Origin of the sequence: Dokdonia sp. Hel_I_53 (assembly GCF_007827465.1) — a bacterium.
Classification (GTDB): domain Bacteria; phylum Bacteroidota; class Bacteroidia; order Flavobacteriales; family Flavobacteriaceae; genus Dokdonia.
The window spans coordinates 474,376-500,622 of sequence record NZ_VISL01000001.1 but is presented as its reverse complement, the minus strand read 5'-3'; the positions used below and the strand labels follow the sequence as shown (position 1 = coordinate 500,622).

The following is a 26,247-nucleotide window of genomic DNA, read 5'->3' as shown; positions in this document are numbered from 1 at the left end:
AGTAGTAAGATTAAAATACCGCTTTCGCGAAAGCAAATCATATTTAAAAAAAAGATCGGCAATAGGCCGATCTTTTTAATTATAGTTTAATAAAGCTTACTCAAAATCTGAGTCTGAAACCCCTTCATTAACTTTTATCTCTGTCATCTTGAATTCGATGTTCTGTGGGCCCATCGATTGACCAAGCGTGAATGGAAATAAAATCCCATCTACATCTTTGTAATCTCCATAAGTAATTGTGGACTTGAAGGTTTGTCCTTGCGCCTCAGTTACATTTACCTCTTGAAGTCTGAGCCCAGTAGTGGTGCTATAGTAAACAGATTTATCATCTGAAACTTTAACAACGTAAGCATCTTCTGAGTCAACTTTTTCTATTCCCTCCAAGGTTGCATTACCGTTTAACCAAATCAATTCAGAAAATGGAGATGCTTCTGACTTCATTTTTTCCATTTGCATTTCATCAAGGTCTTTACGCTGTCCTTGTGCTACTAAATAACCAGTTGTACCGTTGTAGACTTGTTTACTCAATGAATTTCCTGCCATTAAAACATTTTGAAAAAATTGATTTTTAGCAGTTTTTTTCATTTCTAGGTTAAGAGTCATTCCTTGAACTGTTCCATCTGCTTTCATATAAACAGAATTTACATTTTCAAGTTTTGCCTTACCTCCTATTGCATCAATGTAGGACTCTAATACTTTATTTACAGTAATTCCAGCAGGTAATTCCTTTTTAAATTCTGGGCGAGCAATTGCACTTCCATAAGTATCATAATACTTTACTGGTACCTTCTTACCATTAAGAACGACATTATTTAAATTATCGATTACATCGGCACCTTTACCAGTAACAACAATGCGTAAGTTTTCTCCTTGAAAAAGATCTTTTGCTGCACGTTGCACATCTTGCTGAGAGACTTTATCAATATTTGTAAGATAATTCTTATAAAAATCTTTAGGTAATCCTTTTGATTCTATATTATACGCATAATTAGCAATCGTTTGAGGTCGTTCTAACGCTAGCACAAAGTTACCTGTATATTTTGCCTTTGCGTTAGCAAGCTCTTCTGCAGAAACTAATTCAGATCCTATTCGATTAATTTCTTTCACTATTTCGACTACAGAGCTATCTGTAACAACATTACGAACACTTGCTGTTGCTCTAAAACGAGCTGCTGTTTTATCATCACTACCTATTCTAGAATAAGACCCATAAGTATAACCCTTATCTTCACGCAAATTGTTAAATAGCCTAGCTTCACCTCCACCACCAAGGATATTATTTGCAATTAAAGAAGGGAAGTACTCCGCATCTGTCATTTTTAGGTCAACCGTGTTTTGTACTGCAATTTCAGATTGTACGGCATTGTCCATATTTACAAAATTAATTTCTGTAGTTACTGGATTCGTTGGTTTAGAAAAAGGAGTTTGAGGAATAACGCCTTCTTCCCAATTTTCAAAATACTTTTTTACTACTTTCTTTACGTTTTTATAATCTACATCACCAATAATGATTAAATAACCATTATTTGGCCTAAAGTAATTTGCATGAAATTCCTTTACATCTGCTAGTGTTACATTATTAACTGTTTCCTCAGTGGTAAACTCTCCGTACGGATGGTCTGCACCATATGCTAATACATTCTGTACACGACCAGCGATTGCAGATACACTCTTCTCATTAGATTTTAAACCTTCTATAAGTTTTGTTTTCTCCTTATCAAATTCTTCTTGAGTGAATTTAGGATTAAGACCTGCATCTGCTGTAAGTTCGATTAGTCTTGTGAAATATTTTGATAATCCACTAGCGTACGCACTCTGTGACCCAAAGTTTATAGTTGCTCCTAAATAATCTACTTCTTCTTCAAAAACGTCTTTTTCAATATTTAAAGAACCTTTTCCAAGCATTGCACCAGTAAGTGAAGCAACACCTGCTTTGTCACCTTCCACAATTAATGGATTGTCCATGGATAATTGGATAGATACTCTTGGGAGTTTCTTATTTTCTACTACCATCACCTTTAATCCGTTTTTCAAATCAAATGTGCTGGGATCTTTTAAATTTATTTCGGGAGCTGGACCTGATTCTGGCTGTTTACTCCTGTCTATCTGTGCATATGTTGCTGTAGCAAGCATTAAAAATGCACCAAGTATGATATTCTTTTTCATTTAGTTTTCTTTTTGAGATTCTGGTAAATACTCTAAAATTACACGCTCGTCTTTTTTAAGGTATTTTTTTGCTGCTTCTTGTATTTCTTCACGCGTGATAGAACGGTAAATATCAATTTCTGTGTTAATTAAATTTGTGTCATCATATAACATATAGTTAGTAGCCAATGAGCTTGCAATACCTGAAATACTACTATTAGAATTTACAAATCTGCTTTCAAATTTATTCTGAAGCTTCTGGTAATCGCGCTCAGAAATAAGTTCATTTTGGATCTTTACGATTTCTTCATCCATTTCTGTAATTAGTACATCCAATGACACATCTCCTAAAGGAAGGGCACCAATTAAATAAGATCCATAATCTTCTTGAGCACCACTAAAAGCAAATACTTGTAGAGCTTGCTTTTGCTCATCTACTAATTTTTTATAGAGTCTAGAGCTTTTTCCATCACTTAAAACAGAAGAAACCATATCTAAAACATATGCATCTCTTTCAGTTTGAGCTGGAGTTCTATAAGCCATGAAAATAGCGGGAATTTGAATATTAGGATCGTAAAATTTCTCACGTACAGGAACTACAGGATCTTCTTTAAAAGTATTTCTTTGAATTTCCTTTCCCTTTGGAATAGGTGCAAAATACTTTTTGATCATCTCCTTAGTTTCATCTATTTTTATATCACCTGCAACAACTAACACTGCGTTATTAGGGACATAATAAGTATCGCTAAACTTTTGAAAATCTTCTAAAGTAGCACTTGCTAAGTGATCAAGTGAACCTATGGTCGTCCATCTATAGGGATGCTTTTTAAATAACATCTTACCTATAACTTCTTGAAAACGACCATAAGGCTGATTGTCAACCCGTAGGCGTTTTTCTTCTTGAACAACTTCTTTTTGAGTATCAACACCTATTTGGTTGATAATAGGATGTAGCAATCGTTCTGATTCCATCCATAGACCTAATTCTAAATTATTTGATGGAAAAACCTCGTAATAATAGGTTCGATCCTGTGTGGTATTGGCATTATTTTGCCCCCCATTTGAAGAAACAATTTTAAACCACTCACCTCTTTCAATATTTTCTGTCCCTTCAAACAATAAATGTTCAAAAAAGTGAGCAAAACCAGTTTTTTCAGGGTTTTCATCTTTTGCTCCTACGTGATACATAACAGAAGTAGTTACTACTGGAGCACTATTATCTTGGTGTAAAATTACGTGCATTCCATTGTCAAGATCATACTCCTCAAAGCTTACTTCTTGTGCCGTGAGTGATAATCCACTAAGGACAAAAGCCGCTACAGCGTACATTGATTTTTTCATATTTAATTTTAAGTGTTAATTTGATACAAGTAAGTCGCATCATTGATTATTTGTTACAACTCTCAGACTATAAAATTAAGTTCTAAGTTTTAAACACTTGTTTGTAAAGTGTTATAGTTTTCAAAAATGTTAACACTACTAATTAATTAATTAGGTTTTAAAGCTCTTTATTAGGCAATCTCTAATAAATTTACAATCATAAAGTTTAAATCACGAAGCAGTATGAAATTCAAAATTTACTTTTTAATAACAATAATAAGTTTATTATTCTGCGCTTTCGCGAAAGCGCAAGACATTGCTGTATTAAAATATAAAGGTGGTGGAGATTGGTATAGTAACCCTACCGCGCTACCTAACCTCATCACTTTTTGTAACCAGAACATTAATACCAGAATCCGTAAAAAACCACAAACGGTAGATGCTGGGAGTGTAGATATTTTTCAATTCCCACTAGTTCATATGACTGGTCATGGAAATGTGTTGTTTACTGAGGAAGATGTAGAAAATCTAAAAGCGTACCTTATTAGTGGTGGCTTCTTACACATAGATGATAATTATGGAATGGAAAAATATTTACCCACAGAGTTAAAGAAAATTTTTCCAGAACAAGAACTTAAAGAGCTACCAGCGACACATCCCATATTTTATCAAACTTATAAATTCCCAAAAGGATTACCTAAAATACATGAACACGATGGCAAACGTCCATTAGCGCTGGGACTTTTCTATGAAGATCGACTTGTCGTACTTTTTACAACAGAGTCAGATTTAGGTGATGGATGGGAAGATCCTGAAGTACATGGAGATCCAGAGGATGTAAGACGTAAAGCACTTCAAATGGGTGCTAATATTGTTCAATATGCATTTGAAAATTAATTCTTAAAAGATAAAGGAGTACTTTAACATTACTCGTTAAACAAATGTCAATACCTTAGAGTTGAGCATGTTTAAAATGGTTGGTTGATTACCTTTAAACCTATGTTTAATGAAGAGGTACTTGATCGTTTAGAAAACGACTTAAAAAATGCAACACCAATTAATGAATCACTGCCTAATGGTGGTGTTCTACACTTTGATAAAATAGTTCCATATATATGCATTTATAGGTATACTGAATATGATCATTACTTCTCAGGGTTACTAAAAACGCAAGCAGCATATTTGATTGTACACTCTACCATTGATATTTACCCACTTGTTGAGAGACTTGCAGATACTATTTCAACAAAGCTTAACGCTTTTTTAATTATTGAGATGTGGCCCTTAAGTTTGAACAATACTTCTATATTTTCCTTAAAGTGCCCAGACAAAACATCTCCAACGACGATCGGTGCCTTTGAGGATGGAATCCAAGAAATGAAATCTTTGTATCCTGAGGTCTCATTAAATATTTCAAGAACAAACAAAAGACACCCTACACATTTGAAGGCTTTACTAGATATTAAAAAATCTAAAAACAATAGCACTTTAATCTTAGGTCTTGGTGTACCTACAATTTACCATAGACCAGAAGAAAATCAAATTTTCTCTCTATTTTATAGAAAGTTTACGACAAAATTATCAGAAATACTGAAAAGAGTAGCTTTCGAATTTATACGCGTACAAACATCAAATCCCTATAATCACTATCTTATGTTAGGTAAAACTAACATTGATAAATTAACTTTAGATGCAGATAAAATGCTAGCAAATATAAGCGAAGGTTTATCTTTCTTGCTACGTACAACACCTGTCAATAGTTTTAAGGAATGGGAACAATTTAAAAAAAATAAATTTTTAAAAGCACCTTCGTTTGCGTATCGATTAATTTCTATAGACCCTGAACGAGAAAAAAGAGCACTCTATGATATACCTCTAGAAGATGTAGACGACCCTACAATTGCTTATATATTACGTGATAAAAGGTTAGAAATAGAAAAGCAGCTTACAATGCTTGAAGAAAGAGGGACAGATAATTTTAGATATACAAGTGAAAGCCTTTATGGAACCATAGATCCCAAAGTGATAGATGGAGCTATAGAAATTTTAAATGCCTACCCTCATCCTGAAGTCCCTACCGATATTGATACACTCGATTGTAAAACCTTTGCCTCAAAAGCTCAAGAAGAGATAGATTATCTCAAGCAGCTATTCCCTGAATTAGATGTTAAGTTTGAAATAAGAGATGATGTTGCAGGGATTATGGTGTCTGAAACTACATTACTTATAAGTGATACGCTCTCAGTAGACATAGAAAGGTGTGACGCACTTATTCAACATGAAGTTGCTACACACATACTCACGTATTGTAACGGAAAAAAACAACCATTTAAACAAATGTATGCTGGCTTTGCTGGATATGATCAACTTCAAGAGGGCCTTGCTGTACTTGCAGAAGTTTTAGTAGGTGGCTTAAAAATTAATAGATTGCGCTTATTAGCAGGAAGGGTGATGGCGGCAAACTCATTAGTAAGTGGCGCATCATTCATAGAAACTTTTAATCTACTTCACAAAAAATATAACTTCATAGATAAAACTGCCTACTATATTTCTATGCGGGTCTATAGAGGAGGTGGGCTCACAAAAGATGCCGTGTACCTAGCTGGATTAATGGAAGTTCTAGAGTACATTAAAGAGGGAGGTGAGCTAGGAATTTTATATGCTGGTAAGTTTAGTATGAATCATATTGAACTCATTGACGAGTTGATGAGACGTCAGGTATTGAAAGAACCAAAGCTTCCTCGATTCCTAAATCGTCCTGACGTTCAAAAAAATTTAGAAATACTCCGTAAAGGAATTCCACTTAACAAACTAATCAAATTACAATTATGAAAATAGCATTTATAATCAATGATCACACAACAGAAAAACCAAACTATACTACACCAGCATTAGGATATGCCGCATATAATCGCGGTCATGATGTCTATTTTATAGGAGTTGGCGAATTAGCTTATGCGAGTGATGGGCACCTATCTGCAAGATGCAAGACGATAGCTGAAAAAAAATTTAATTCACAAGAAACATTTTTTAAAGCAGTTCAAGAAGAACCTTTTACTAGAATCACATCAAAAAGTCTCGATGTGCTGTTTTTAAGAAATGACCCTTCTGATGAAATAGGTGAAAGAGAATGGGCACAAAATGCTGCTTTTATTTTTGGAGAAATAGCGACGCGTGACAATGTATTAGTATTAAACCACCCTAGAACATTAGCTGGAGCAGTTAATAAGATGTATTTTCAACATTTTCCTGAGGTTTTAAGGCCCAAAACAATTATTACACGTGATCATGAGGAAATACGAGAATTTTTTGCACAACAAAAACAAAAAATGATTCTTAAACCTTTGCAAGGATCAGGAGGTAAGAATGTATTTATGATGGACAAAAAGAATGAACATAATCTAACACAAACCATTGATGCAATAACTCGTGATGGTTATGTCATTGCTCAAGAATATTTACCAGAAGCAAAGAATGGAGATACACGTCTTATGCTTCTAAATGGTGAGCCCCTTCAAGTAGATGGTAAATATGCGATGATGCAAAGGGTAAATGCAAGCGGCGATATTAGAAGTAACGTAAAAGCTGGTGGAGTGCCTACTAAAGTAAAAATGACAGATCAAATTATGGAGCTAGCAGAAATTGTGAGGCCTAAAATTGTACAAGATGGTATGTTTTTAGTAGGGATCGATATTGTAGGAAATAAATTAATGGAAATTAATGTGTTTTCGCCTGGAGGACTCAATGTGATGGGACAGATGTATGAAGTTGACTTTGCTACTGAAGTCGTTAAATCTATAGAGCGTAAAGTTCATTACAACAATACCTATGAAGACTATTTATTTAATAGTCGTCTTGCAACACTTTAACCCAAGAAGACCTAAAAATATCTATTACTTTTGGAACTATAATTTAATAGTATGCAGCTAACTCATCAAGAGCACCTCCCTTTAGTTCATTCAAAAGATATTGTCATTGTTTGCGATCATATTACCAGTCCCGCAAACATGGGCAGTATCTTTAGATTATCAGATGCGTTTGGTGTGAAAGAATTAATATTTCACGGTGAGCAACCAGATATTAACAGTAATCGCTTACGAAGAATTGCTCGCAATACTGAGAAGAAAGTTTGCTTTCGCGAAAGCGTACATATCGTAGAAACACTTCGTGAGATGAAAGAAAAGGGATACACCAGTTTTGCTGTTGAAATTACATCTGAGAGTGTACCATTGCAAAGTGCAGATTTCAATAATCATGATAAAATACTTTTAATTGTAGGTAACGAACGCAATGGAGTTAGCGCAGAAACACTTAATGAGGTCAATAATGTAGTGCATATTAAAATGTTTGGTACTAATAGTAGTATGAATGTGTCGCAAGCAACTGGAATTGCACTTTATGAAATAACGCGTGTCTAAAAAAGGTATATTTGACTGATGAAATCTAAAGCTATTACAACAGGAATTTTACGCGCAATAGGAGTTATTGTTGGTATTTTGGTTATCCTGTGGCTGCTTTATATGATTCAAAGCGTAATCGTATACCTAGCAGTAGCTGCTGTGTTATCCCTTGTGGGTAGACCTCTTGTAAAATTTTTACGCTATTCACTTAAATTGACTAGCACTTGGGCAGCCATTGTTACTATCATCCTACAACTACTTGTGATTGTTGGTATTTTAGCCTTATTCATTCCTGTTATTATTGATCAAAGTCAGCATTTGAGCCGTATTAATTTTGACGAAGTAAAGATCAATGTTAATAGACTTTTTGAAGAAGTAGCGCTTTATTTTGGAATTGATAAGACTACTATAATTCAAGGAGTGCAAGAGGCAGATTTTGTTAAGAATTTTGATTTTGGAGTGATCCCATCATTTTTGAATGGCATTATAGGAAATATGGGTGCTGCCTTAGTAGGTTTGTTTGCAGTGATATTTATAACTTTTTTCTTTCTGAAAGACAGTAGGCTTCTAGTACATAGTATTCTTGCATTTGCGCCTAGTGGTAATGAAGGAAAATTTTTACGTGCTTTTGAAAAAATTAAGTATTTGCTTTCTCGGTATTTTATAGGCTTGTTGATACAAGTGTTTGTAATGTTCATATTATACGCTATAATTTTGGTTGCATTTGGTATTAATAACGCTTTACCTATCGCCCTTTTTTGTGCTGTACTAAACCTTGTTCCATATCTTGGCCCTCTTGTAGGTGCAGGTGTGATGCTCTTACTAGCAACATCTACATACATCGAAATGGACTTTAGACTTGTAATCTTACCTAAACTTATTTACATTTTCATTTGTTATGGTGCTGCTCAAATGGTAGATAATTTTATTATACAGCCCTTTGTTTTTGGGGGTAGTGTTAAATCGCATCCGCTAGAGATTTTCCTTGCAATCATTATCTCTGGGCTATTATTTGGTGTTGTGGGTATGATACTAGCTATTCCTGTATATACGGCATTAAAAGTGATTTCTGGAGAATTCTTAAGCGAATATAAAATTGTCCAGAAACTTACGAGAGGGCTCTAATATGAATATGCAGCTCTTACATCCTGAAGTCCAAGATTATCTTAATAAACATGAAGCTACTCCACTACCCGATTTTCTATTTAAAGGGAGTCCTTTCGAGCAGATTACTGTTCAAGAACTTGCACAACAATTAGAAGGCAAAAGAAAAGCTAAAAATAAGTTACCCCTTTGGTATAGAACCAAAAATATTATTTACCCACCTAAGCTAAACTTAGAGCAAACTTCATCTGAGGTAACTGCGAGTTATAAAGCCAGCCTATTTACTGGAAAAACAGTGGTAGATGGTACTGGAGGATTTGGGATTGATGCCTATTATTTTGCTCAGAAAATTGAAGAGGTAATTCATATAGAACTCAATTCTTCACTCTCTTCGATTGCAAGAAAAAATGCCAGTACATTAGCACTAACTAATATTAAGTTTATCGTTAGTGATTCTATTGATTATTTTAACAAGACAAATTTTGAATTTGATACTATATATTTAGATCCAGGAAGACGGACAGCGTCTAAAGGCAAGGTGTTTATGCTAAAAGATTGTTTACCAAATGTTCCTTTATACAAAAATTTACTTTTATCAGTGTGTAAGGTTCTTTGGGTAAAAACGGCACCTTTGTTAGATATCACAGCTGGAATACAAGAACTAGGGAATGTATCAGAAATTCACATTGTTGCCGTTAAAAATGAAGTTAAGGAACTTTTGTGGAAAATTACAAAGACATCGAGCACAAATCCTACACTTAGAATCGTTAACCTTGACAGTGATGATCCTAATTTGAAAATACCTGCTTCAGAGCTACGGTTGAGTTCTCCAACTTATGGGGAGCCAATGAAATATCTTTATGAACCAAACGCAGCTCTCATGAAAAGTGGTGCTTTTAATTGGGTTTGCAATAAATTTGATGTTCAAAAGTTAGCAGAACACTCACATCTATACACGTCTGAGAGTTTAAAGGATTTTGCAGGGCGTAGGTTTAAAATAGAAAGAGTCACTAGCTACTCAAAAAAAATTGCAAAAGATTTAGGGCTTAAAAAAGCAAATATTACTACGCGTAATTTTCCTTTGAAAGTGACTGAAATAAGAAATAAACTTAAAATCAATGAAGGTGGGAATATATATCTATTTTTCACCACCTTACACTCAGGGAAGCTAGTTGTAATAATCTGTCATAAATTATAAATTAACTTACTAAGGTTAAAATGATGAGAGCTCATTATAAGTAATCTTAAAACCCATGCTCTAATTACATCTTTAATTACTTTTTAGAAGGCATCGGCCCCCTCTTATGTATTACAAGACCATTGAGAAAATTTCTTAAGAATTGATCTCCACACTCCATGTATTTTGGATGATCAGGTTTGCGAAATATTGCACCTAACTCACTTTTTGAAACCTGGAAATCTACAAGCTTGCAAATTTCTATAATTTCATCGTCCCTTAGTTGTAGCGCTACTCTTAGCTTTTTGAATACGTCGTTATTTGTAAGTGGCATTTTAGTTTTTTGTACGCAAGTTACGAGTTAAAGTCCTATAAATATACTGACCATTGGTATTACCAGTAAATTTAAATTCATAAAAAACTAATAAACAGATGTTTAGACATTTACAAACGACTTAAATAAATTTATTTTTTTTTCAAAGAATAACATACAATTGTGAATTATAGATTTAATTAGCAGTACATTTGCAACTTAACATATTTAAATTATTACAATGCACAAAGGAACAGTAAAATTCTTCAACGACACCAAAGGATTTGGATTTATCAATGAAGAAGAAGCAAACCAAGAGCACTTCGTACACGTAACTGGTCTTATAGACGAGATTAGAGAAGGTGACGCTGTTGAGTTTGAACTTAAAGAAGGAAAAAAAGGATTAAATGCAGTCAATGTTAAAGTAATTGACTAAGTTCATATAACTTTTTAGTCTCTTAACTGAGGCAAGATGCCAGTCTTACGACTGGCATTTTTTTTTGATTAAAGTAGTATTTTTGCATTGTTATGGAAGAAAAAAAACAAACCAGAATTAATAAATACTTAAGTGAAGCTGGTTACTGCTCCAGACGTGCGGCAGATAAACTAATAGAACAAGGACGTGTCACCATTAACGGAAAAGTGCCAGAAATGGGTACTAAAATATCTCAAGGTGACGAAGTACACGTAAATGGCGAGCTTATTAGTCCTACTAAGGAAGCACCTGTATATATAGCTTTTAATAAACCCGTGGGAATTGTGTGTACAACTGATACGCGCGTAGAAAAAGACAATATCATAGACTACATAAACTACCCATCTCGTATATTTCCTATTGGAAGACTTGACAAACCATCAGAGGGATTAATTTTTCTAACTAACGATGGAGATATTGTAAACAAAATCTTACGAGCTAGAAATAACCACGAAAAAGAATATGAGGTATGGGTAGATAAGCCTATCACGCCATCATTTATACAGCAAATGAGTAATGGAGTTCCTATATTAGATACTGTGACTCGAAAATGTGAAGTGGAACAATTGAGCAGATTCAAATTTAAAATCATTCTCACACAAGGTCTCAATAGACAAATACGTCGCATGTGCGAAGCATTGGACTACGAAGTAACTCGCTTAAAGCGAAATAGAATTATGAATGTGTCATTAGATGTAGAAGTAGGTAAATGGAGAGATCTTACGCCAAGTGAAATGAAAGAGATACATTCTCTGGTGGAAGACTCTCAAAAAACACATCAGTAAAATTCCATAACCTTTATACATAAAAAAAGGACTCTATTGAGTCCTTATTTTATTTCATAGCTGGTAAAATAAAATAGTATAATACCAATTTATAGTTTTTAGTTTAAAACAAAGCTTACCGCTATTTTACTCGTAATTTCAATCTCTCCTGGTGCAATAGTTTCACTTGATCCACTATCAGACTCCATAGAAGCCATACGCGTTTTATACATAGGTTGCGGTAGAGGTGTAGCTCCTTGTTCAGATATTTGAACAGCTTTTCCTATTTTTTGATCTAAAGCAGCTGCATAAGATATAGCTTTCTCTTTAGCATTTTTTATGGCCTTTACACGGGCTTCGGCATGAAGAACGTCCATTTTTGAAGAAGTAAATGAGACACCGTCAATTCGGTTAATTCCTGCATTGAGCAATCCAGTCATAATACTTTCATAGATTGCAAGATCTTTGAGCTGTATAGTTAATGTTTGATTTGCATTATAACTGTACGTCTTCGTATTGTAATCGTAGTTTTTATTAAGATTAATATATTCTGTTTTTACATATTTACTTTCAATGCCTTGGGCTCTTAAAAACTTAATTACCTTATCTATCAATTGGTCATTCTCATTCTTAACAGTCTGTGCCTCTTTTCCCTGCGTTTCAACACGCACTCTAATGTCAGCTCCATCTGGAGCAACCTTTACCTTACCTTCTCCTGTCACATTGACTAGCGGTTGTAAATTGTTATTTTGTGCAGCTGTGGTCATAGTAAATAGAATAATAATTAATGTGATATATTTCATAATTTATGTTTTAAAGAGTTAATTACGCTTTCGCGAAAGCGTACTGAATATTAATTTAAATTTTGTCCATTTTAATGAGAACAAATAAGATAACGATTGGTATTGCAAGTATGATAACCATTAATAGACTTGTTTGAAGCAACGATGGTGCCATAAACAACGTAATTAAGTAACCACCAATAGCTCCTCCAAAGTGAGCATCATGTCCTATGTTGTCATTTTTCTTAACCATACCATAAATTGTGTAAATCATATAACCTACACCAAATAACCAGCCTGGAATAAAGAAATTAATAGTCAATCCCGGATTTAATAAAATCCCCGCATAAACAATACCCATTACAGCACCACTGGCTCCTACAGCTGAATAATGATATTCATTCTTATGGAAATAATAGGATAATAAATTACCTACAATAAGGCTAGTAATGTATATTAATACAAAATTTACTACCCCTAATCTGTAAATTACAGCATTTGCAAAGAAGAATAGGGATAACATATTGAAAAGTAAGTGTTGTGTATTTGCATGTAAAAAAGCACTAGAGAGCATCCGTATTTGTTCTCCACGGCGTATAGCTCCTATATTGAATTTATATTTCTCAAAAAAAGAATAGTCTTTAAACCCCTTCATTGAGAAGAGAACATTAGTTATAATGATGACAATTGTTACTGGATGTAAATCCCCCATAAATTGAGTATTTACTGGTAAAGATACCTATATTTGTCGTATTGATTTCTTAATAAATCGTGAATGAAAGCTATTGTTTTTTGGCTACTGTATCCTATCCTTTGGTTATTATCCATACTCCCTTTTAGAGTATTATATATTATTTCTGATATTTGTTATGTACTTGTATATTACTTTATAGGTTACCGGAAGAAAACAGTTCGTTTTAATCTAAAAACAACCTTCCCAAATAAAACCCCACAAGAGCTTAAAATTATAGAAAAAAAGTTCTACAGTCATCTTTGTGATATGTTTCTAGAGATGATTAAATCTATGAATATTACTAAAGAAGAACTCTTAACCAGATATAAGTTTAATAATGTCGAAGATATTTTAAAATATGATAAATCAGATAAGAGTGCATTACTAATGTTAGGTCATTACGCTAGTTATGAGTGGATATTTGCACTGCAGCTCTATGTAAAAAGTACTGGATATGCCATTTACAAAAAGATTAAATACAAACAGCTTGATGATTTAATCCGTAATATAAGAGGTAGGTGGAACACCTTAATGATCGATTCTAAACTAGCTCTCAAAACAATTAAAGAAAACGAAGTTAATGGAAAAGTGGGGATTTACGGCTTTGTATCAGATCAATCTCCACGTAAACAAAAAGCTAAATTCTGGACACCATTTTTAGGACATGAGCTACCTTTTTTTACTGGAGTTGAGCGAATGTCGAGAGAGTTTAATCTACCTGTTTTTTATTATGCCGTTGATAAGGTAAAAAGAGGTCACTATGAAGGGACATTAATAGAGTTAACCTCGCAAGGATCTGAGACCTCAGAGGGTGAAATAACAGGCGCTTATGCGAGAGAGTTAGAGAAACAAATATTTGAAAAACCAGAGTTTTATCTCTGGACACATCAACGCTACAAGCTTTTAGGGAGAAAGGAAGAGGTACTAAATGATATTAAAAAAAGAGTTTCTCTCAAATAAAGAATCCTCTCAAAATATGGAAGACATATCGTAAGAGGATTTAAATTGTTATACTATTAGTAAGGATGAGTTCTTATATCCCTGCTACTTGCTTTATCTCATGTATCATTTCATTTGCGATACGATCTGCATCTTCTTGAGTTGATGCTTCTGTATAAATTCTTATAATAGGTTCTGTATTAGATTTACGGAGATGTACCCAATGATTTTCAAAATCAATTTTAACCCCGTCAATGGTAGATATATCTTCGTTAGCGTATTTATCTGCTATTTTCTTCAATAAGTCATCTACATCCAATTCTGGAGTTAATTGTATTTTTTGCTTACTCATAAAATAAGGAGGATAGCTTTCTTTCAATGCACTTACAGACATTTTTAACTTAGCCAAATGCGTAAGAAAAAGTGCGGTACCTACTAAGCTATCACGCCCATAGTGTGAGCTAGGGTAAATAATACCTCCATTGCCCTCTCCTCCTATAACAGCGTCAACTTCTTTCATTTTATCAACCACGTTCACTTCTCCTACTGCAGCCGCATAATATTCTCCACCATGCTTACGTGTGATATCTCTTAATGCTCTAGACGATGAAAGGTTTGAAACGGTATTTCCCTTAGTTTCTCCTAGAACATAATCTGCACAAGCAACCAGTGTATACTCTTCTCCAAACATCTCCCCCTTTTCATCAATAAATGCTAGACGGTCTACATCTGGATCTACTACGATTCCAAAATCTGCATTTTCCTCTACTACCAGTTTACAAATGTCTCCTAAGTGTTCTTTTAATGGCTCAGGGTTGTGTGGAAATTCACCATTAGGAGTACAATAAAGCTTAACCGCTTGCACACCCAGTTCTTCTAATAATCGTGGTATTGCTATGCCACCGGTAGAATTAACACCATCTACTACCACCTTAAATTTAGCAGCTTTAATAGCACCTACATCTACAAGATCAAGCGCAAGAACTTCGTCTATATGAATATCAATATAGGCTTCATTAATTGTTTTTTGTCCTAAATCGTCTACTTCTGCAAAATCAAAATCTTCTGTATCTGCATAATTTAAAATTTTCTCTCCCTCTACTCCATTTAAAAATTCACCTTTGCTATTCAAGAGTTTTAAAGCATTCCACTGTTTTGGATTGTGTGATGCTGTTAGAATAATACCACCATCTGCATGTTCTAAAGGCACAGCCACCTCTACTGTAGGCGTTGTAGAAAGCCCAAGATCTATTACATGAATTCCCATCCCGATGAGGGTGTTCATTACGAGTTCCTGGATCATTTCTCCAGAAATACGAGCATCTCTACCCACCACTACACGATATTTTTCCTTATTTCTATCCTTTTTGAGCCATGTACCATATGCTGCCGCAAATTTTACGGCGTCTATAGGTGTCAAATTTGAACCTGTACGACCTCCAATGGTTCCACGTATTCCTGAAATTGATTTTATTAATGTCATAAAAAGTATTGTTCTAGTCTAGAATTTTTAATCAACCACAAAAATAAAGATTTAACATTTGAATTATTAGCTAGAGATTTACAAAATTGAAATTATCATACGCAATACGCTTTCGCGAAAGCATACTTTCCCTATTAGCTCCAACTATTTAAATTTCTACCTCTTAAATTTGAATATTTTACTCCACATGCAGTAACTTGGCTATATATGAATTTTCTAGCCCATATCTATCTCACTGACGGTCTTACCTTAGAAACCATTGGCAATTTTATGGCAGATGGAATAAAGGGTAAGAAATATTTGAATTACCCTCTAGAAATACAAAAAGGTATCCTCATACATCGTTGGATTGATACATATACAGACAGTCATCCTATTGTAAAGCAAAGCACAAAAAAACTACATGGAAAGTATGGTCATTACTCTGGAGTTATTGTAGATATTTTTTACGATCACTTTTTGGCCAAAAACTGGGAGAAATACCATCACGATCCACTAGCTTTATATGTGACTGACTTTTATACATCCTTAAAAAATCACTATGAGCTACTTACACCACGTATACAGAAAATGATGGTGCCAATGATTGAACAAAATTGGTTATTGAGTTATGCTACATTAAAAGGTATTGAGACGGTACTGTACAACATGAACATCCGTACGAAGAAAAGAGTGGCAATGGACCAATCTATTGAAGATTTAAAAGCACACTATCAAGAGTTTGAAACTGAATTTACACTTTTTTTTAATGAGCTCATCATTTTTATAACAGAAAAAAAAATAGAAATCAATCGCTCCTTTAGTTAAGTTGAAGTGGTTAAAATTATTACATACATTGCTATGAAGAACCTTCATTTACTTTTTATTTTATTAATGCTTATTGCGTGTAAAACAGAAAAAGCACACGAGATTAAAAGAGGACTAATTACAGAAAAGGCTATGGTTGTGTCTGCAAGAGCAGAGGCTTCACAAATAGGTAAAGACATCATGATGAAAGGCGGTAATGCTTTTGATGCAATGGTAGGTACTGCAATGGCGCTTGCTGTTACCTATCCGTATGCTGGTAATCTTGGAGGAGGTGGTTTTATGGTATATCGTCTAGCAGATGGCAGTGTGGGTGCGCTAGATTATCGTGAGAAAGCTCCTAAAAAAGCGTCTAAGAATATGTATTTAGATAGTCTAGGAAACGTAATTCCAGATCTGAGTACAGAAGGAGGTCTGGCGGTAGGAGTTCCTGGAACTATAGCAGGGATTTTTGCAACTCATGAAAAATTTGGATCTATGCCTATTGAAGACATTTTACAGCCAGTCATTGAACTAGCACGCAATGGATATAAAGTTACGGAGAAGCAAGCAGTAAGATTTAAAGAGTATAGTGCTGTTTTTAATAGAGTTAACAAGGATAGTACTATGTTGTATAGTACTGCTTTCGCGAAAGCAGATATCATCAAAAACAATGCTCTTGCAGAAACTTTGAGCAGAATTGTAAGCAATGGTAAATCTGAATTTTATGGTGGAGAAACTGGTGAGAAAATGGTGGCATATATCCAATCTAAAGGTGGGATAATGACCTTAGAAGATTTAAAGGCCTACGAAGCAAAGTGGAGAGAGCCTATCATTTTTAATTATGACGACTTGAGAATTATATCCATGAGTCCACCTTCTTCTGGAGGAGTGTGTCTGGCACAAATTTTTAAATCTATAGAGCCTTATGATGTGTCTCAATACGGTCATAATACAGAAAAAATGATACAACTTGTATCAGAGGCAGAACGTAGGGCTTATGCAGATCGTAGCTTTTATTTGGGAGATCCAGACTTTGTCAGTATACCCGTAGACACTTTGATCTCTGATGCTTACAACAAAAATAGAATGAATACTTTTTCATGGAAAAAAGCGACTCCTTCAGAAAGTCTTCAACATGGAGTCATTCCTTCTTATGAAAGTATGGAAACAACCCACTACTCTATCGTAGATCAATTTGGTAATTCAGTCGCAGTTACAACAACACTTAATGGTGCATATGGCTCTAAATTATATGTTGATGAACTAGGCTTTTTCTTAAATAATGAAATGGATGATTTCTCTAGTAAACCAGGTGTACCTAATATGTTTGGGTTATTAGGAGCAGAGGCAAACGCAATACGTCCAGAAAAACGAATGTTATCTAGTATGACACCCACTCTAGTAGAGAAAGATGGAAAACTTTGGATGAGCGTTGGTACGCCAGGGGGATCTACAATAATCACATCTGTATTACAAACTATCCTTAACGTACACGAATTTAATATGGGGATGCAGGAAGCAGTAAATGCACCTCGCTTTCATCACCAGTGGTTACCAGATGTTATTATGGTAGAGCCAGAAAGCTTCGATCATCAAGTGTTGAACAGGCTAGAATTTAAAGGTTATCAAATAAATAAGGAAGATGCGCCAGTTATTGGTAAAGTAGATGGCATATTGGTTTTACCAAACGGATCATTAGAAGGTGGTGCAGATAAGCGTGGAGATGATACTGCACTAGGTTTCTAAATTATTAAATATCAATTAATTAAAATATTTAACATCTATGTATTGCGATTAACCACTATTCACAAAATTATTATAATATATAAACGTTGTAGAGAGGTTTAACAGTACTCCTGCTTATCTTTGGCAGCGTTTTTGTATACTATGTGTTCGAAAAAAAAAATTATGAAATACTTACAACTGATCATCTTATTGCTTTTTGCTGGCTTTTCTTTTGGACAAAGTCTTCCTCTCGATGTTGAAAATGTAGATCCCCTTTCAACACATCAAAGTCCTATTCTTGAGGAGCTTTTATTGCAGGAGATTAACAAGAATGCTACTTGGAAGCAATTAGTTAAAACAAATAAACTCTCGATTGGTATTGTTGACTTGAGTAATATTGATAACGTAGAATATGCGGGAATCAATGACACATTCATGATGTATGCCGCTAGCTTACCTAAAATTGCTATTCTTCTTGCTGCTATGGATGCTATAGATAAAGGAGAGTTAAAAGACACTAATGAAGTACGTAAAGATATGCGACTCATGATTTCAAAATCAAATAATCAAGCCTCAACACGTATGATTGATCGTGTAGGCTATAAAAAAATCGAATCTGTATTGAGAAGTGACCAACTTAAATTATATGATGAAGAAGTAGGTGGAGGTCTATGGGTTGGTAAAAGATATGCTGCTGGAGGAAAACGTAATCCAGAACCTCTTAAAGGTTTAAGTCACGCAGCCACTACACGTCAAGTATGTAGTTTTTACTATCAACTTGTAATGGGTAACCTAGTGAGCCCTGAGCGCTCTGAAGAAATGCTAGAAATCATGAAAGATCCTGCTTTACACCATAAATTTGTAAATACTTTAGATAAAATTGCTCCGAAAGCTGATTTATACAGGAAATCTGGGTCTTGGAGAAGTTATCACTCTGATTCTGTACTTGTATGGGGACCTAAACGTAAATATATTTTAGTAGCCTTAGTAGATGATAATCGTGGTGAACAAATTGTTCGAGATTTAGTAATTCCTTTAGAGAAAGTTATGAAAAAATCCCGTTCTTTAGCTTATAATTAAGGTTTATTGATATCTATGCTGAAAAGATTATATAAAAGAGCTTTTGATATAAGAGATGGAGAAATTACCATCTCTTTTTTTATGCAACTCTATATCTTTTTGGTCATTACTGTTTTATTAATTGTAAAGCCAACGGTTAACGCTTTATTTCTTTCTGCTCTTGGTGCAGAAAGACTTCCTTACGGATATTTAATGGTGGCTGTAGTAGCTGTTTTGAGCAGTTACTTTTACACAACTGCTTTAAAAAAATACTCCTTCAAAAAAATAGCAACGCTTACCCTTATTACCTTCTCCTTGTTTTTTGTAATCTTAAGTATAGCATTACATTACAGATTCTTAGAGCAGTGGGTACTTTATTTTTACTACGTTCTCATATCACTTTTTGCGGTAATTGTAACCTCTCAATTTTGGATTCTAGCAAATATGGTATATAATGCCCGTGAGGCAAAAAGATTATTTGGTTTTATAGGTGCGGGTGCCATTGCAGGGGGAATTTTTGGAGGTTACCTAACGACATTTATTTCGTCTAATTTTGGAAATAAGATTTCCATTCTAATTGCAGCAATTTTTATAATAGCTTGCATCCCTATACTCTCACATATATGGAAATTACGCCTAAAAGAGCTGTCTGTATATGCTAGACGCAAGAAATTACACGAGAAATCTTCTCCTGACAAAAATGCTTTCCAGCTTATTATAAAATCTAATCACTTATTATTTCTAGCGCTTATTATTGGTGTAAGTGTTGTTGTTGCAAAATTAGTCGATTTTCAATTCAGTGATTTTGCGCATCGTGCCATCCCGGATTCAGATGAGTTAGCTTCATTTTTAGGTTTTTGGTTTTCGTCTTTTAATGTAATAGCTCTTCTTATACAGTTATTTGTTACAAATAAAGTTTTAAGTTATCTGGGAGTAACAAGTACCATGCTCATTTTACCCCTAGGAATAGCGCTGGGTTGTCTGTTATTTCTAACCGTCCCAGAACTGTGGGTTTTAATTATAATTAAAGGGCTCGATGGAAGTTTTAAACAGTCCATAAATAAAGCGGCGGCAGAACTTTCTATACTTCCCATTCCCTACCCTATTAAAAACCAAGCTAAATCTTTTATAGACATTGTTGTAGATAGTGTTGCAACGGGACTCGCAGGGTGTTTGCTCATATTTGTGATTAAAGGAATGGAGTTAGACACCACTTATGTGACCATTCTCATTCTATTTTTTCTCTTTATCTGGTTGATTCTAATTTATAAATTACGTGATGCTTACTTTGAATCTTTTAGAAGTAATTTACAGAGCTTGCTATACAATGATGCTTCCTCAAGACGAAAATTACAAAAAGAAGGGACTATAACGAGCGCTAGGAAGATATTACAAAATGGATCTGAAGAAGAAATTCTTACACTGCTCAATAGATTATCTAATGCTCGTTTAAAACCTTTGAGACCACAAATATTATCATTGTTACATCACGAATCTCCAAAAATTCAAATTGCAATTCTCGAACAATTATACTTTTACCAAGAAAATACTGCGCTTGAAAAAGTGAAGACACTATTGGTTTCAGATAACGATGAGGTAGTCTATAGAGCATTGCAATATCTATTACATCATACAAAAATAGCAGATGATACGCTATTCAATTCTTATTTAAATCACCCCAATCAAAAAATATCGTCTGCCGCATTATTATGCTTAGCAGAAGACTCTCGTTCAAATAGCAAACTTGCACAAAAATTTGAACTTAGAAATAGAATACGGAATCAAATAGATAGTTTATCTACCCCTGAAGGCTTAAAAAATGTACAAGACACTAGTGAATTGTTACTTACCATAGGTAATTCTGGAATTAAAGATTATTATTACTTTATCTCAGTCCATTTTAATAATAAAAATACTAAAGTTATTAAAAGCGCCATTAAAGCTGCTGGTATCACTACAGATCCATTATTTATTGGACATCTATTGCAGTTTCTTGACGATAAAAAAGTACGCAAGGTAGCTATTAAAAGCCTTTCCATGTATGGGCCTGAAATTAACAAAACTATATTAAGGTTAGATACTGAAGAACTGCTATCAACAGAAGTAAGGAGATATCTTCCTAAGGTTGTAGCCACTTTTAAGACACAAAGTTCAGTTGGTATATTGTATAAATTTTTATCTAGTAAAGATGTAATCACAAGAAGACGCGCCTCAAAATCAATAAAAAAATTACTCTTAGAAAATCCTATTCTTTCTATAGATAAGCGAAAGATCACACGTCATATTCTCAGAGAAAGTACCTACTACCAAACTACTATAAATGCCATTGCTACTTTTAATGATTTAATAAACAAATCCACTATTCACAACATTACCCACAATCAACAAGACCTCTTAGTAGCAAGAGAATCTATTGTTTCATTACTTCGAAACCAACTAGATGCAAGCCTAGAAAGTATTTTTGCCTTATTAAGTCTTAGATATAATCAAGAAGATATCTCAGCTGCCTATTACGGTTTAAAAAGCGATACTGCAGAAGCTAAGATAAATGCGATAGAATTTTTAGATAATTTATTACATATCAAGCTCAAAAGTAAAATTTTGCCACTGTTAGAATTCAATATTATTGATGCCACAAGAACAGATACAGCTTCTTATGAATTAGAAATTATTCCCGAAAACGATATTATTAAAATCTTGCTCAATAAGCGCAGTAAGCCTATGAAAGTAGCAATGCTACATCTTATAAAAATAAAAAATGACAAGCAATATATACCTGTCATTAGTTATTTAAAAAAGCATAAAGATCCAAAGCTCAGATCACTGGCATTACACGTTTTAGAGACTCTTGGCTCCTAAGCAACCTAAGGATTAATCACTTTATCAATGCTACTTGCGAGGTACATATGAGCACCAGCACTATTTTTATTTAGAACATTAGTCATTAAACACACAATGTATTTTTTTCCGTTAGGATGTTCAACAATAATTACTGAGTTCATGTAATTAAAGACGTTACCTGCATAATCGCCACAGTTTGGATTTTTATTGCGATCACATTTGTAAAAACTACCAGATTTAAAATATACAGCAGCATCATCTAGTTGATGTGATGCCGCATAACGTATACGTCTATCTGTCATATATAAAAGACGCTTCATTTCTAATGAACTTTTTTCATCTATAACATTTCCTTGCTCTAAAGCTACAAGAAACTTCATAAGCCCTTTAGGAGAACCTATGCTTCCACCCTGACGACCAACATATTTTCCTGCTGGACGTGTAAACATCCCTCCTAGTCTCCATTCGTCCTCAGAAATTCCGATATCTCGCAATGGCTGATTTACAACTCTATTTGCTTGACTAGTTAGAGAATCTCTTTCAGTATCAATAAAATAATTCTCAGCTTCTTCTTCAGTTAAATCTGCATATGCTTTTCCAAAAGCATCTAGTAACATCGTTTCACGATATAATACACTTGCTGCACCGTTATTACTAACAGATACCATATGATCTGCCCATTCGTATAATGAAAATTCATCACTCGCTACCACACGTCGCTTTGTAAGTTTATCTTTTTCTATATCATAAACAGGAATTGTATGATGATCACCTGTTCCCCAGTATCTAGATGTTACGCGTTTATTACACATGAGTCCTGTACGTAACTCAAAATTATCAGGATAAACTTTTGCAAGCTGGTCAAAGAATCCTGCTAATACAGCAATTTTCCCAACACTTCCAGGCTGGTACCCATTGTTCTCTCTATGTGCAGCATATAATAAACTATCTGGATTAGTCATATCCATCACAGCGAGAGAATAGTTTCCTCCAGGTGTTATTCTAGCTATTTTTCGAGCAAAATCGGGATCTTCAACAAGTAAAGTATTTAAAGAATCTTGCTTTCGCGAAAGCAAATTAAGTTTAATATCTTTTAATTTTAAATAAGCACCATCTGGAATTCGTTTATTATCGATACTGTCCTTCTCCATTTTTTGAAGTCGGTATAATCTTTTTATTCCAGTCGTATCATAACCGTCAATGGGATATATAAATGATGTTAACAATGTTGTAATGGCAATTAATGCTAGTATAGGAAGTGTTTTCATTATTTAATGGGTGCGTCTAAGGTTATTAAAAATTCATTATCAATTTTTGGTGATATAGATTCTAGATATTCAGATGTTTTAGCTGTCTTATTCTCCACAAATGGACGTATTTGGAAAAGCCATAGCTTATTATTTTCGAAACCTAATTCCACATCGTATGCGCCATCATAATCAGAACCTGTCATTTCTGGAAGTCTGGTACGTATGGCCTCTGCAATTTTTCTAATATCTTCAATATTTTTAGTATTTAGAATTTGTTTGTCAAAAGTTGCAATTTTCTTTGCTACGCCACCTTTAGAAGGTAGTCTTATATAGTCTGCTTGACGAGCGGGTGATAATAACCTGTCTCCAGTAGTTGTCACAAGCCTAGTTTCTGCAGCTTGCCCATCTACAGCTCCTCCTGCTCCTCTTGAAAAAGCAATGGTAAGATCTTCATCTGTACCCATATTGATCCCCTTGGTAATCATTACTCCGCTATAGTCAACATCTACAGATGGTATGATAAGAATAGACGGGAATACATTTTCTGGGTTACTTAAGTACTGTTGTCTCCATTTGAAACTACGCTCTGTATAAGGTGATGCCCAAACATCTTTAATACCGTTTAAAATTTTATCCTCATCAAGAATATTAAACAATGTTAGATTGAGACCTGCTCCTGTAAATTCTTCAAGGTCTTCCATGTTTGTATCGCTTCGTAAAAAAACAGGAGTTTGTCCTAACGAAGATTTGAAAACAGTTCTAAAGTCCTTGCGTAAATTTTGAACAAAACTCGGTTTAAGTGTCATGGTTTTTATAGCACCCCGTAAGCGTTCTAATTCAGCTAATTGAAATGTTTCGATTTCTCTTGAGGATACCCCAGATTTTTTCATTTGATCCGCTTTCGCGAAAGCGGTATTTAAAAATTCCCAATAAGAGCCATCATAACCGCTCATTTTCTGGTCCATATGATCTTTGAAAATCCCGAAAGGAATCACTAATCCCTCAACTACCTGATCTGGAAACATTTTTTTGAGTTGCCCTAAGTTTGCAGCTTTGGGACCTACAAGTTTTCCAGAAGCGCTTGCATCTAGATCTCTCATATTAATGATTGCCTTTTTATCAAGTTCAATATTTTCAACAGGTACAGTTACTTGGCTGATGCTACGTTGTTTTTTTGTGAATAACGCTTTTTCTTCTTTAGTTATCTCATCCTCACCTTTAATAATAACACTTCCTTTATTTGAAACCGCATAAAACACATATTCCCCATTATATTTTTCTAAATCTTGGAGATTGTCTTGTGAGAGTGCGGCGTTAGGAATACCAAGGTTTCTGGCTAGTAATTGAACATGCGAAACTAAGTTTCCTTCAGAAACGGTTAGGATACCAGCTACAGGTTTTAAATCTGAAGGTGGTCTCTCAAAAACGTATATTTTTTGAGTGTTGACTTCTACATTTTCTGGAGAACCTTTAACCACAACGAGTTCGCCGTAAGCATAGCCAGGATTGAGACCTCGAACAGATGACTGATTGTCAATATCCATTACTTGATTTTCTAAACCAGAATATTTTGCTATAAATGCGCCTAATTTACTCACGCTCTCGCCCAAATCTAAGGCAACAGAAGATCGAACACGATCATCAATAAAACCAAGAGCTTTAGGCTCAAACGAGGCATACCTCTCGACGATCTCTTGATAATTAGCCTTTACCTGAGACGCACTCCATTCTACTACACCCCTCGAGGTTGTTAAAAAATCGTTGAGTTGAGCTACACTTCTATCATTATGATAACTGTCTGCAATGAGATATTGCTCTACTGCAGCCCATTCATTCATTTCTAATAATCCAGTACCTGTAGCAGCATATCCCAGAGATTGAATTTTGAGTAATAATTCTTTAAGTTTTTGTGGCTGCCATTCTTGTGTCTTTATTAATAAAATATCTTCAAGTTCATTTGATAAATCTAACATAGTGAGACGATCACTACCCCTATCGAGCGTTTGAATGTCTTGTCTTATAAGACAAAGAATATCTGCAATTTGTGGTACTAACTTTTCTGCAGAAGCATCTCTCCCACTGTTGGTTAAGAAATCTGTAATACCCTCGGTTAGTTTATTTTTAACTGAAATTCTATCTACCTGTTTCTGTAACTCCTTAAAGTTAATAGGCTGGTAAAATTCGGCTAGTGTTTCTTCTAACTTATTAAACTGCTTTTTTAGATCATCACTTAAATCATCTGCATGTTCTTCGCGAAATTGTTGCACCATCTGTATGTCACTAACGCTTGGTTTTCCATGTATCTTAATACGAGCTTCCATAAATTTAGGATACTCTTCTGCGAGAATTTTAGATTCACTACGCATGCGCTGTGCAATATTGCTATCGCCATCATGTGGAATATCCCGTAACGTCTGTCTCAACAGGTAGTAATTTTCGCGTAAGCGAACATCAGATCTCAGGAGCCACTCATAAAACTCTACACCCCAAGCTTCTTCATCTTCAGATTGTATAGCTCCTCTATAAAATTGAGATTTACGCTGTACCCAACCATCGTCTACACTCGCTAGGTATCTCGCTAGTTGGTACTGTTTGATCCGGCTATGATCATTTGTCATATCCCAAAATTCAGACCGATCACTATTGGCAAGTATATCTGCAAAGTAAAGATGCTGCTCCTCTCCTAACTCTATAAGGTCATCTCGATAGCTTGCATGCTGAATTCCTCCTCCAATACTATCTGGACAAGGGTCGCGAGCTTCACGTAGGGTACCATCTTCACAAAACCATTCAATTTTCTTGTAAGGTCCTCTGTAATTATTTTTATAGAATTCAATCTTTTTCTTAATTGAACTTACCGGAAGATCTTGTGCTTGGATAGGTAAAATGAAAAGAAAAAGAAGTAAAAAAGTGATGCTATGTGTGATTTTAAACATAGAACAAATAGTATA

Annotated in this window: 21 protein-coding genes; 13 read left to right on the top strand and 8 right to left on the bottom strand. The window is 34.5% G+C overall.

Features of this window, described 5'->3' with window-relative positions:
• Positions 1-96 precede the first annotated feature (96 nt).
• Together OD90_RS02215 and OD90_RS02210 are read right to left on the bottom strand one after the other, a co-directional pair.
• A complete protein-coding gene (locus tag OD90_RS02215; protein ID WP_144665941.1) occupies positions 97-2,166 on the bottom strand; it encodes an insulinase family protein in 2,070 nt (689 codons plus the stop codon).
• Positions 2,167-3,486: a M16 family metallopeptidase gene (locus OD90_RS02210; RefSeq protein WP_144665938.1), complete on the bottom strand. Its 1,320-nt coding sequence runs from the start codon at positions 3,484-3,486 to the stop codon at positions 2,167-2,169.
• 222 nt (positions 3,487-3,708) lie between these two features.
• Between OD90_RS02210 and OD90_RS02205 the strand changes: the two genes are divergently transcribed.
• The 6 genes from OD90_RS02205 to OD90_RS02180 all read left to right on the top strand — a co-directional run bounded on the left by OD90_RS02205 (position 3,709) and on the right by OD90_RS02180 (position 10,167).
• Positions 3,709-4,362, top strand: coding sequence for a DUF4159 domain-containing protein (locus tag OD90_RS02205; protein WP_144665935.1), 654 nt, complete (start codon positions 3,709-3,711; stop codon positions 4,360-4,362).
• A gap of 102 nt (positions 4,363-4,464) precedes the next feature.
• The gene (locus tag OD90_RS02200; protein ID WP_186434699.1) at positions 4,465-6,297 is read left to right on the top strand and encodes a flavohemoglobin expression-modulating QEGLA motif protein; all 1,833 of its coding nucleotides are present in this window, start codon (positions 4,465-4,467) and stop codon (positions 6,295-6,297) included.
• Positions 6,294-7,334: a glutathione synthetase gene (locus tag OD90_RS02195; RefSeq protein ID WP_144665929.1), complete on the top strand. Its 1,041-nt coding sequence runs from the start codon at positions 6,294-6,296 to the stop codon at positions 7,332-7,334. Before OD90_RS02200 ends, OD90_RS02195 begins: the two co-directional genes overlap by 4 nt.
• A gap of 51 nt (positions 7,335-7,385) precedes the next feature.
• A complete protein-coding gene (locus OD90_RS02190) occupies positions 7,386-7,883 on the top strand; it encodes a TrmH family RNA methyltransferase (RefSeq protein ID WP_144665926.1) in 498 nt (165 codons plus the stop codon).
• A gap of 18 nt (positions 7,884-7,901) precedes the next feature.
• A complete protein-coding gene (locus OD90_RS02185; protein WP_144665923.1) occupies positions 7,902-8,990 on the top strand; it encodes an AI-2E family transporter in 1,089 nt (362 codons plus the stop codon).
• Between the two features lie 7 nt (positions 8,991-8,997).
• On the top strand, positions 8,998-10,167 hold the full coding sequence (locus tag OD90_RS02180; RefSeq protein ID WP_261374449.1) for a class I SAM-dependent methyltransferase: 1,170 nt from the start codon (positions 8,998-9,000) through the stop codon (positions 10,165-10,167).
• A gap of 76 nt (positions 10,168-10,243) precedes the next feature.
• Here OD90_RS02180 and OD90_RS02175 read toward each other — a convergent pair whose 3' ends face one another.
• On the bottom strand, positions 10,244-10,480 hold the full coding sequence (locus OD90_RS02175; protein WP_144665920.1) for a DUF1456 family protein: 237 nt from the start codon (positions 10,478-10,480) through the stop codon (positions 10,244-10,246).
• 220 nt (positions 10,481-10,700) lie between these two features.
• Here OD90_RS02175 and OD90_RS02170 point away from each other — a divergent pair, with 220 nt between their 5' ends.
• Positions 10,701-10,895, top strand: a complete 195-nt coding sequence (locus OD90_RS02170) for a cold-shock protein (protein ID WP_144665917.1) — start codon at positions 10,701-10,703, stop codon at positions 10,893-10,895.
• A gap of 92 nt (positions 10,896-10,987) precedes the next feature.
• A complete protein-coding gene (gene rluF, locus OD90_RS02165; RefSeq protein ID WP_144665914.1) occupies positions 10,988-11,719 on the top strand; it encodes a 23S rRNA pseudouridine(2604) synthase RluF in 732 nt (243 codons plus the stop codon).
• Between the two features lie 98 nt (positions 11,720-11,817).
• On the opposite strand, the gene OD90_RS02160 is transcribed toward rluF, so the two are convergent.
• Both OD90_RS02160 and OD90_RS02155 read right to left on the bottom strand, forming a co-directional pair.
• Complete coding sequence (locus OD90_RS02160; protein ID WP_144665911.1) at positions 11,818-12,501, bottom strand: SIMPL domain-containing protein; 684 nt, start codon at positions 12,499-12,501, stop codon at positions 11,818-11,820.
• Between the two features lie 55 nt (positions 12,502-12,556).
• Positions 12,557-13,192, bottom strand: a complete 636-nt coding sequence (locus tag OD90_RS02155; protein WP_144665908.1) for a rhomboid family intramembrane serine protease — start codon at positions 13,190-13,192, stop codon at positions 12,557-12,559.
• 63 nt (positions 13,193-13,255) lie between these two features.
• Between OD90_RS02155 and OD90_RS02150 the strand changes: the two genes are divergently transcribed.
• Positions 13,256-14,173: a lysophospholipid acyltransferase family protein gene (locus OD90_RS02150; protein ID WP_144665905.1), complete on the top strand. Its 918-nt coding sequence runs from the start codon at positions 13,256-13,258 to the stop codon at positions 14,171-14,173.
• A 73-nt stretch (positions 14,174-14,246) separates the two neighbouring features.
• Here the strand turns inward: OD90_RS02150 and glmM are convergent, their stop codons facing one another.
• On the bottom strand, positions 14,247-15,635 hold the full coding sequence (glmM, locus tag OD90_RS02145; RefSeq protein ID WP_144665902.1) for a phosphoglucosamine mutase: 1,389 nt from the start codon (positions 15,633-15,635) through the stop codon (positions 14,247-14,249).
• 207 nt (positions 15,636-15,842) lie between these two features.
• On the opposite strand from glmM, the gene OD90_RS02140 reads away from it, so the two are divergent.
• The 4 genes from OD90_RS02140 (at position 15,843) to OD90_RS02125 (ending at position 22,064) form a co-directional block, all read left to right on the top strand.
• A complete protein-coding gene (locus OD90_RS02140) occupies positions 15,843-16,442 on the top strand; it encodes an ACP phosphodiesterase (RefSeq protein ID WP_144665899.1) in 600 nt (199 codons plus the stop codon).
• A gap of 33 nt (positions 16,443-16,475) precedes the next feature.
• Positions 16,476-18,167, top strand: coding sequence for a gamma-glutamyltransferase (ggt, locus tag OD90_RS02135; protein WP_144665896.1), 1,692 nt, complete (start codon positions 16,476-16,478; stop codon positions 18,165-18,167).
• A gap of 162 nt (positions 18,168-18,329) precedes the next feature.
• Positions 18,330-19,226 carry a serine hydrolase gene (locus OD90_RS02130; protein ID WP_144665893.1) on the top strand — a complete coding sequence of 299 codons (897 nt, stop codon included), beginning with the start codon at positions 18,330-18,332 and terminating at the stop codon, positions 19,224-19,226.
• 15 nt (positions 19,227-19,241) lie between these two features.
• Positions 19,242-22,064: an Npt1/Npt2 family nucleotide transporter gene (locus OD90_RS02125; RefSeq protein WP_144665890.1), complete on the top strand. Its 2,823-nt coding sequence runs from the start codon at positions 19,242-19,244 to the stop codon at positions 22,062-22,064.
• Positions 22,065-22,069: 5 nt separating this feature from the next.
• Here the strand turns inward: OD90_RS02125 and OD90_RS02120 are convergent, their stop codons facing one another.
• Entirely contained in the window at positions 22,070-23,314 is a 1,245-nt protein-coding gene (locus OD90_RS02120) for a serine hydrolase (protein WP_144665887.1), read from the bottom strand.
• Positions 23,314-26,232, bottom strand: a complete 2,919-nt coding sequence (locus OD90_RS02115) for a PEP/pyruvate-binding domain-containing protein (protein ID WP_144665884.1) — start codon at positions 26,230-26,232, stop codon at positions 23,314-23,316. The genes OD90_RS02120 and OD90_RS02115 overlap by 1 nt, the downstream gene beginning before the upstream one ends.
• Positions 26,233-26,247 lie beyond the last annotated feature (15 nt).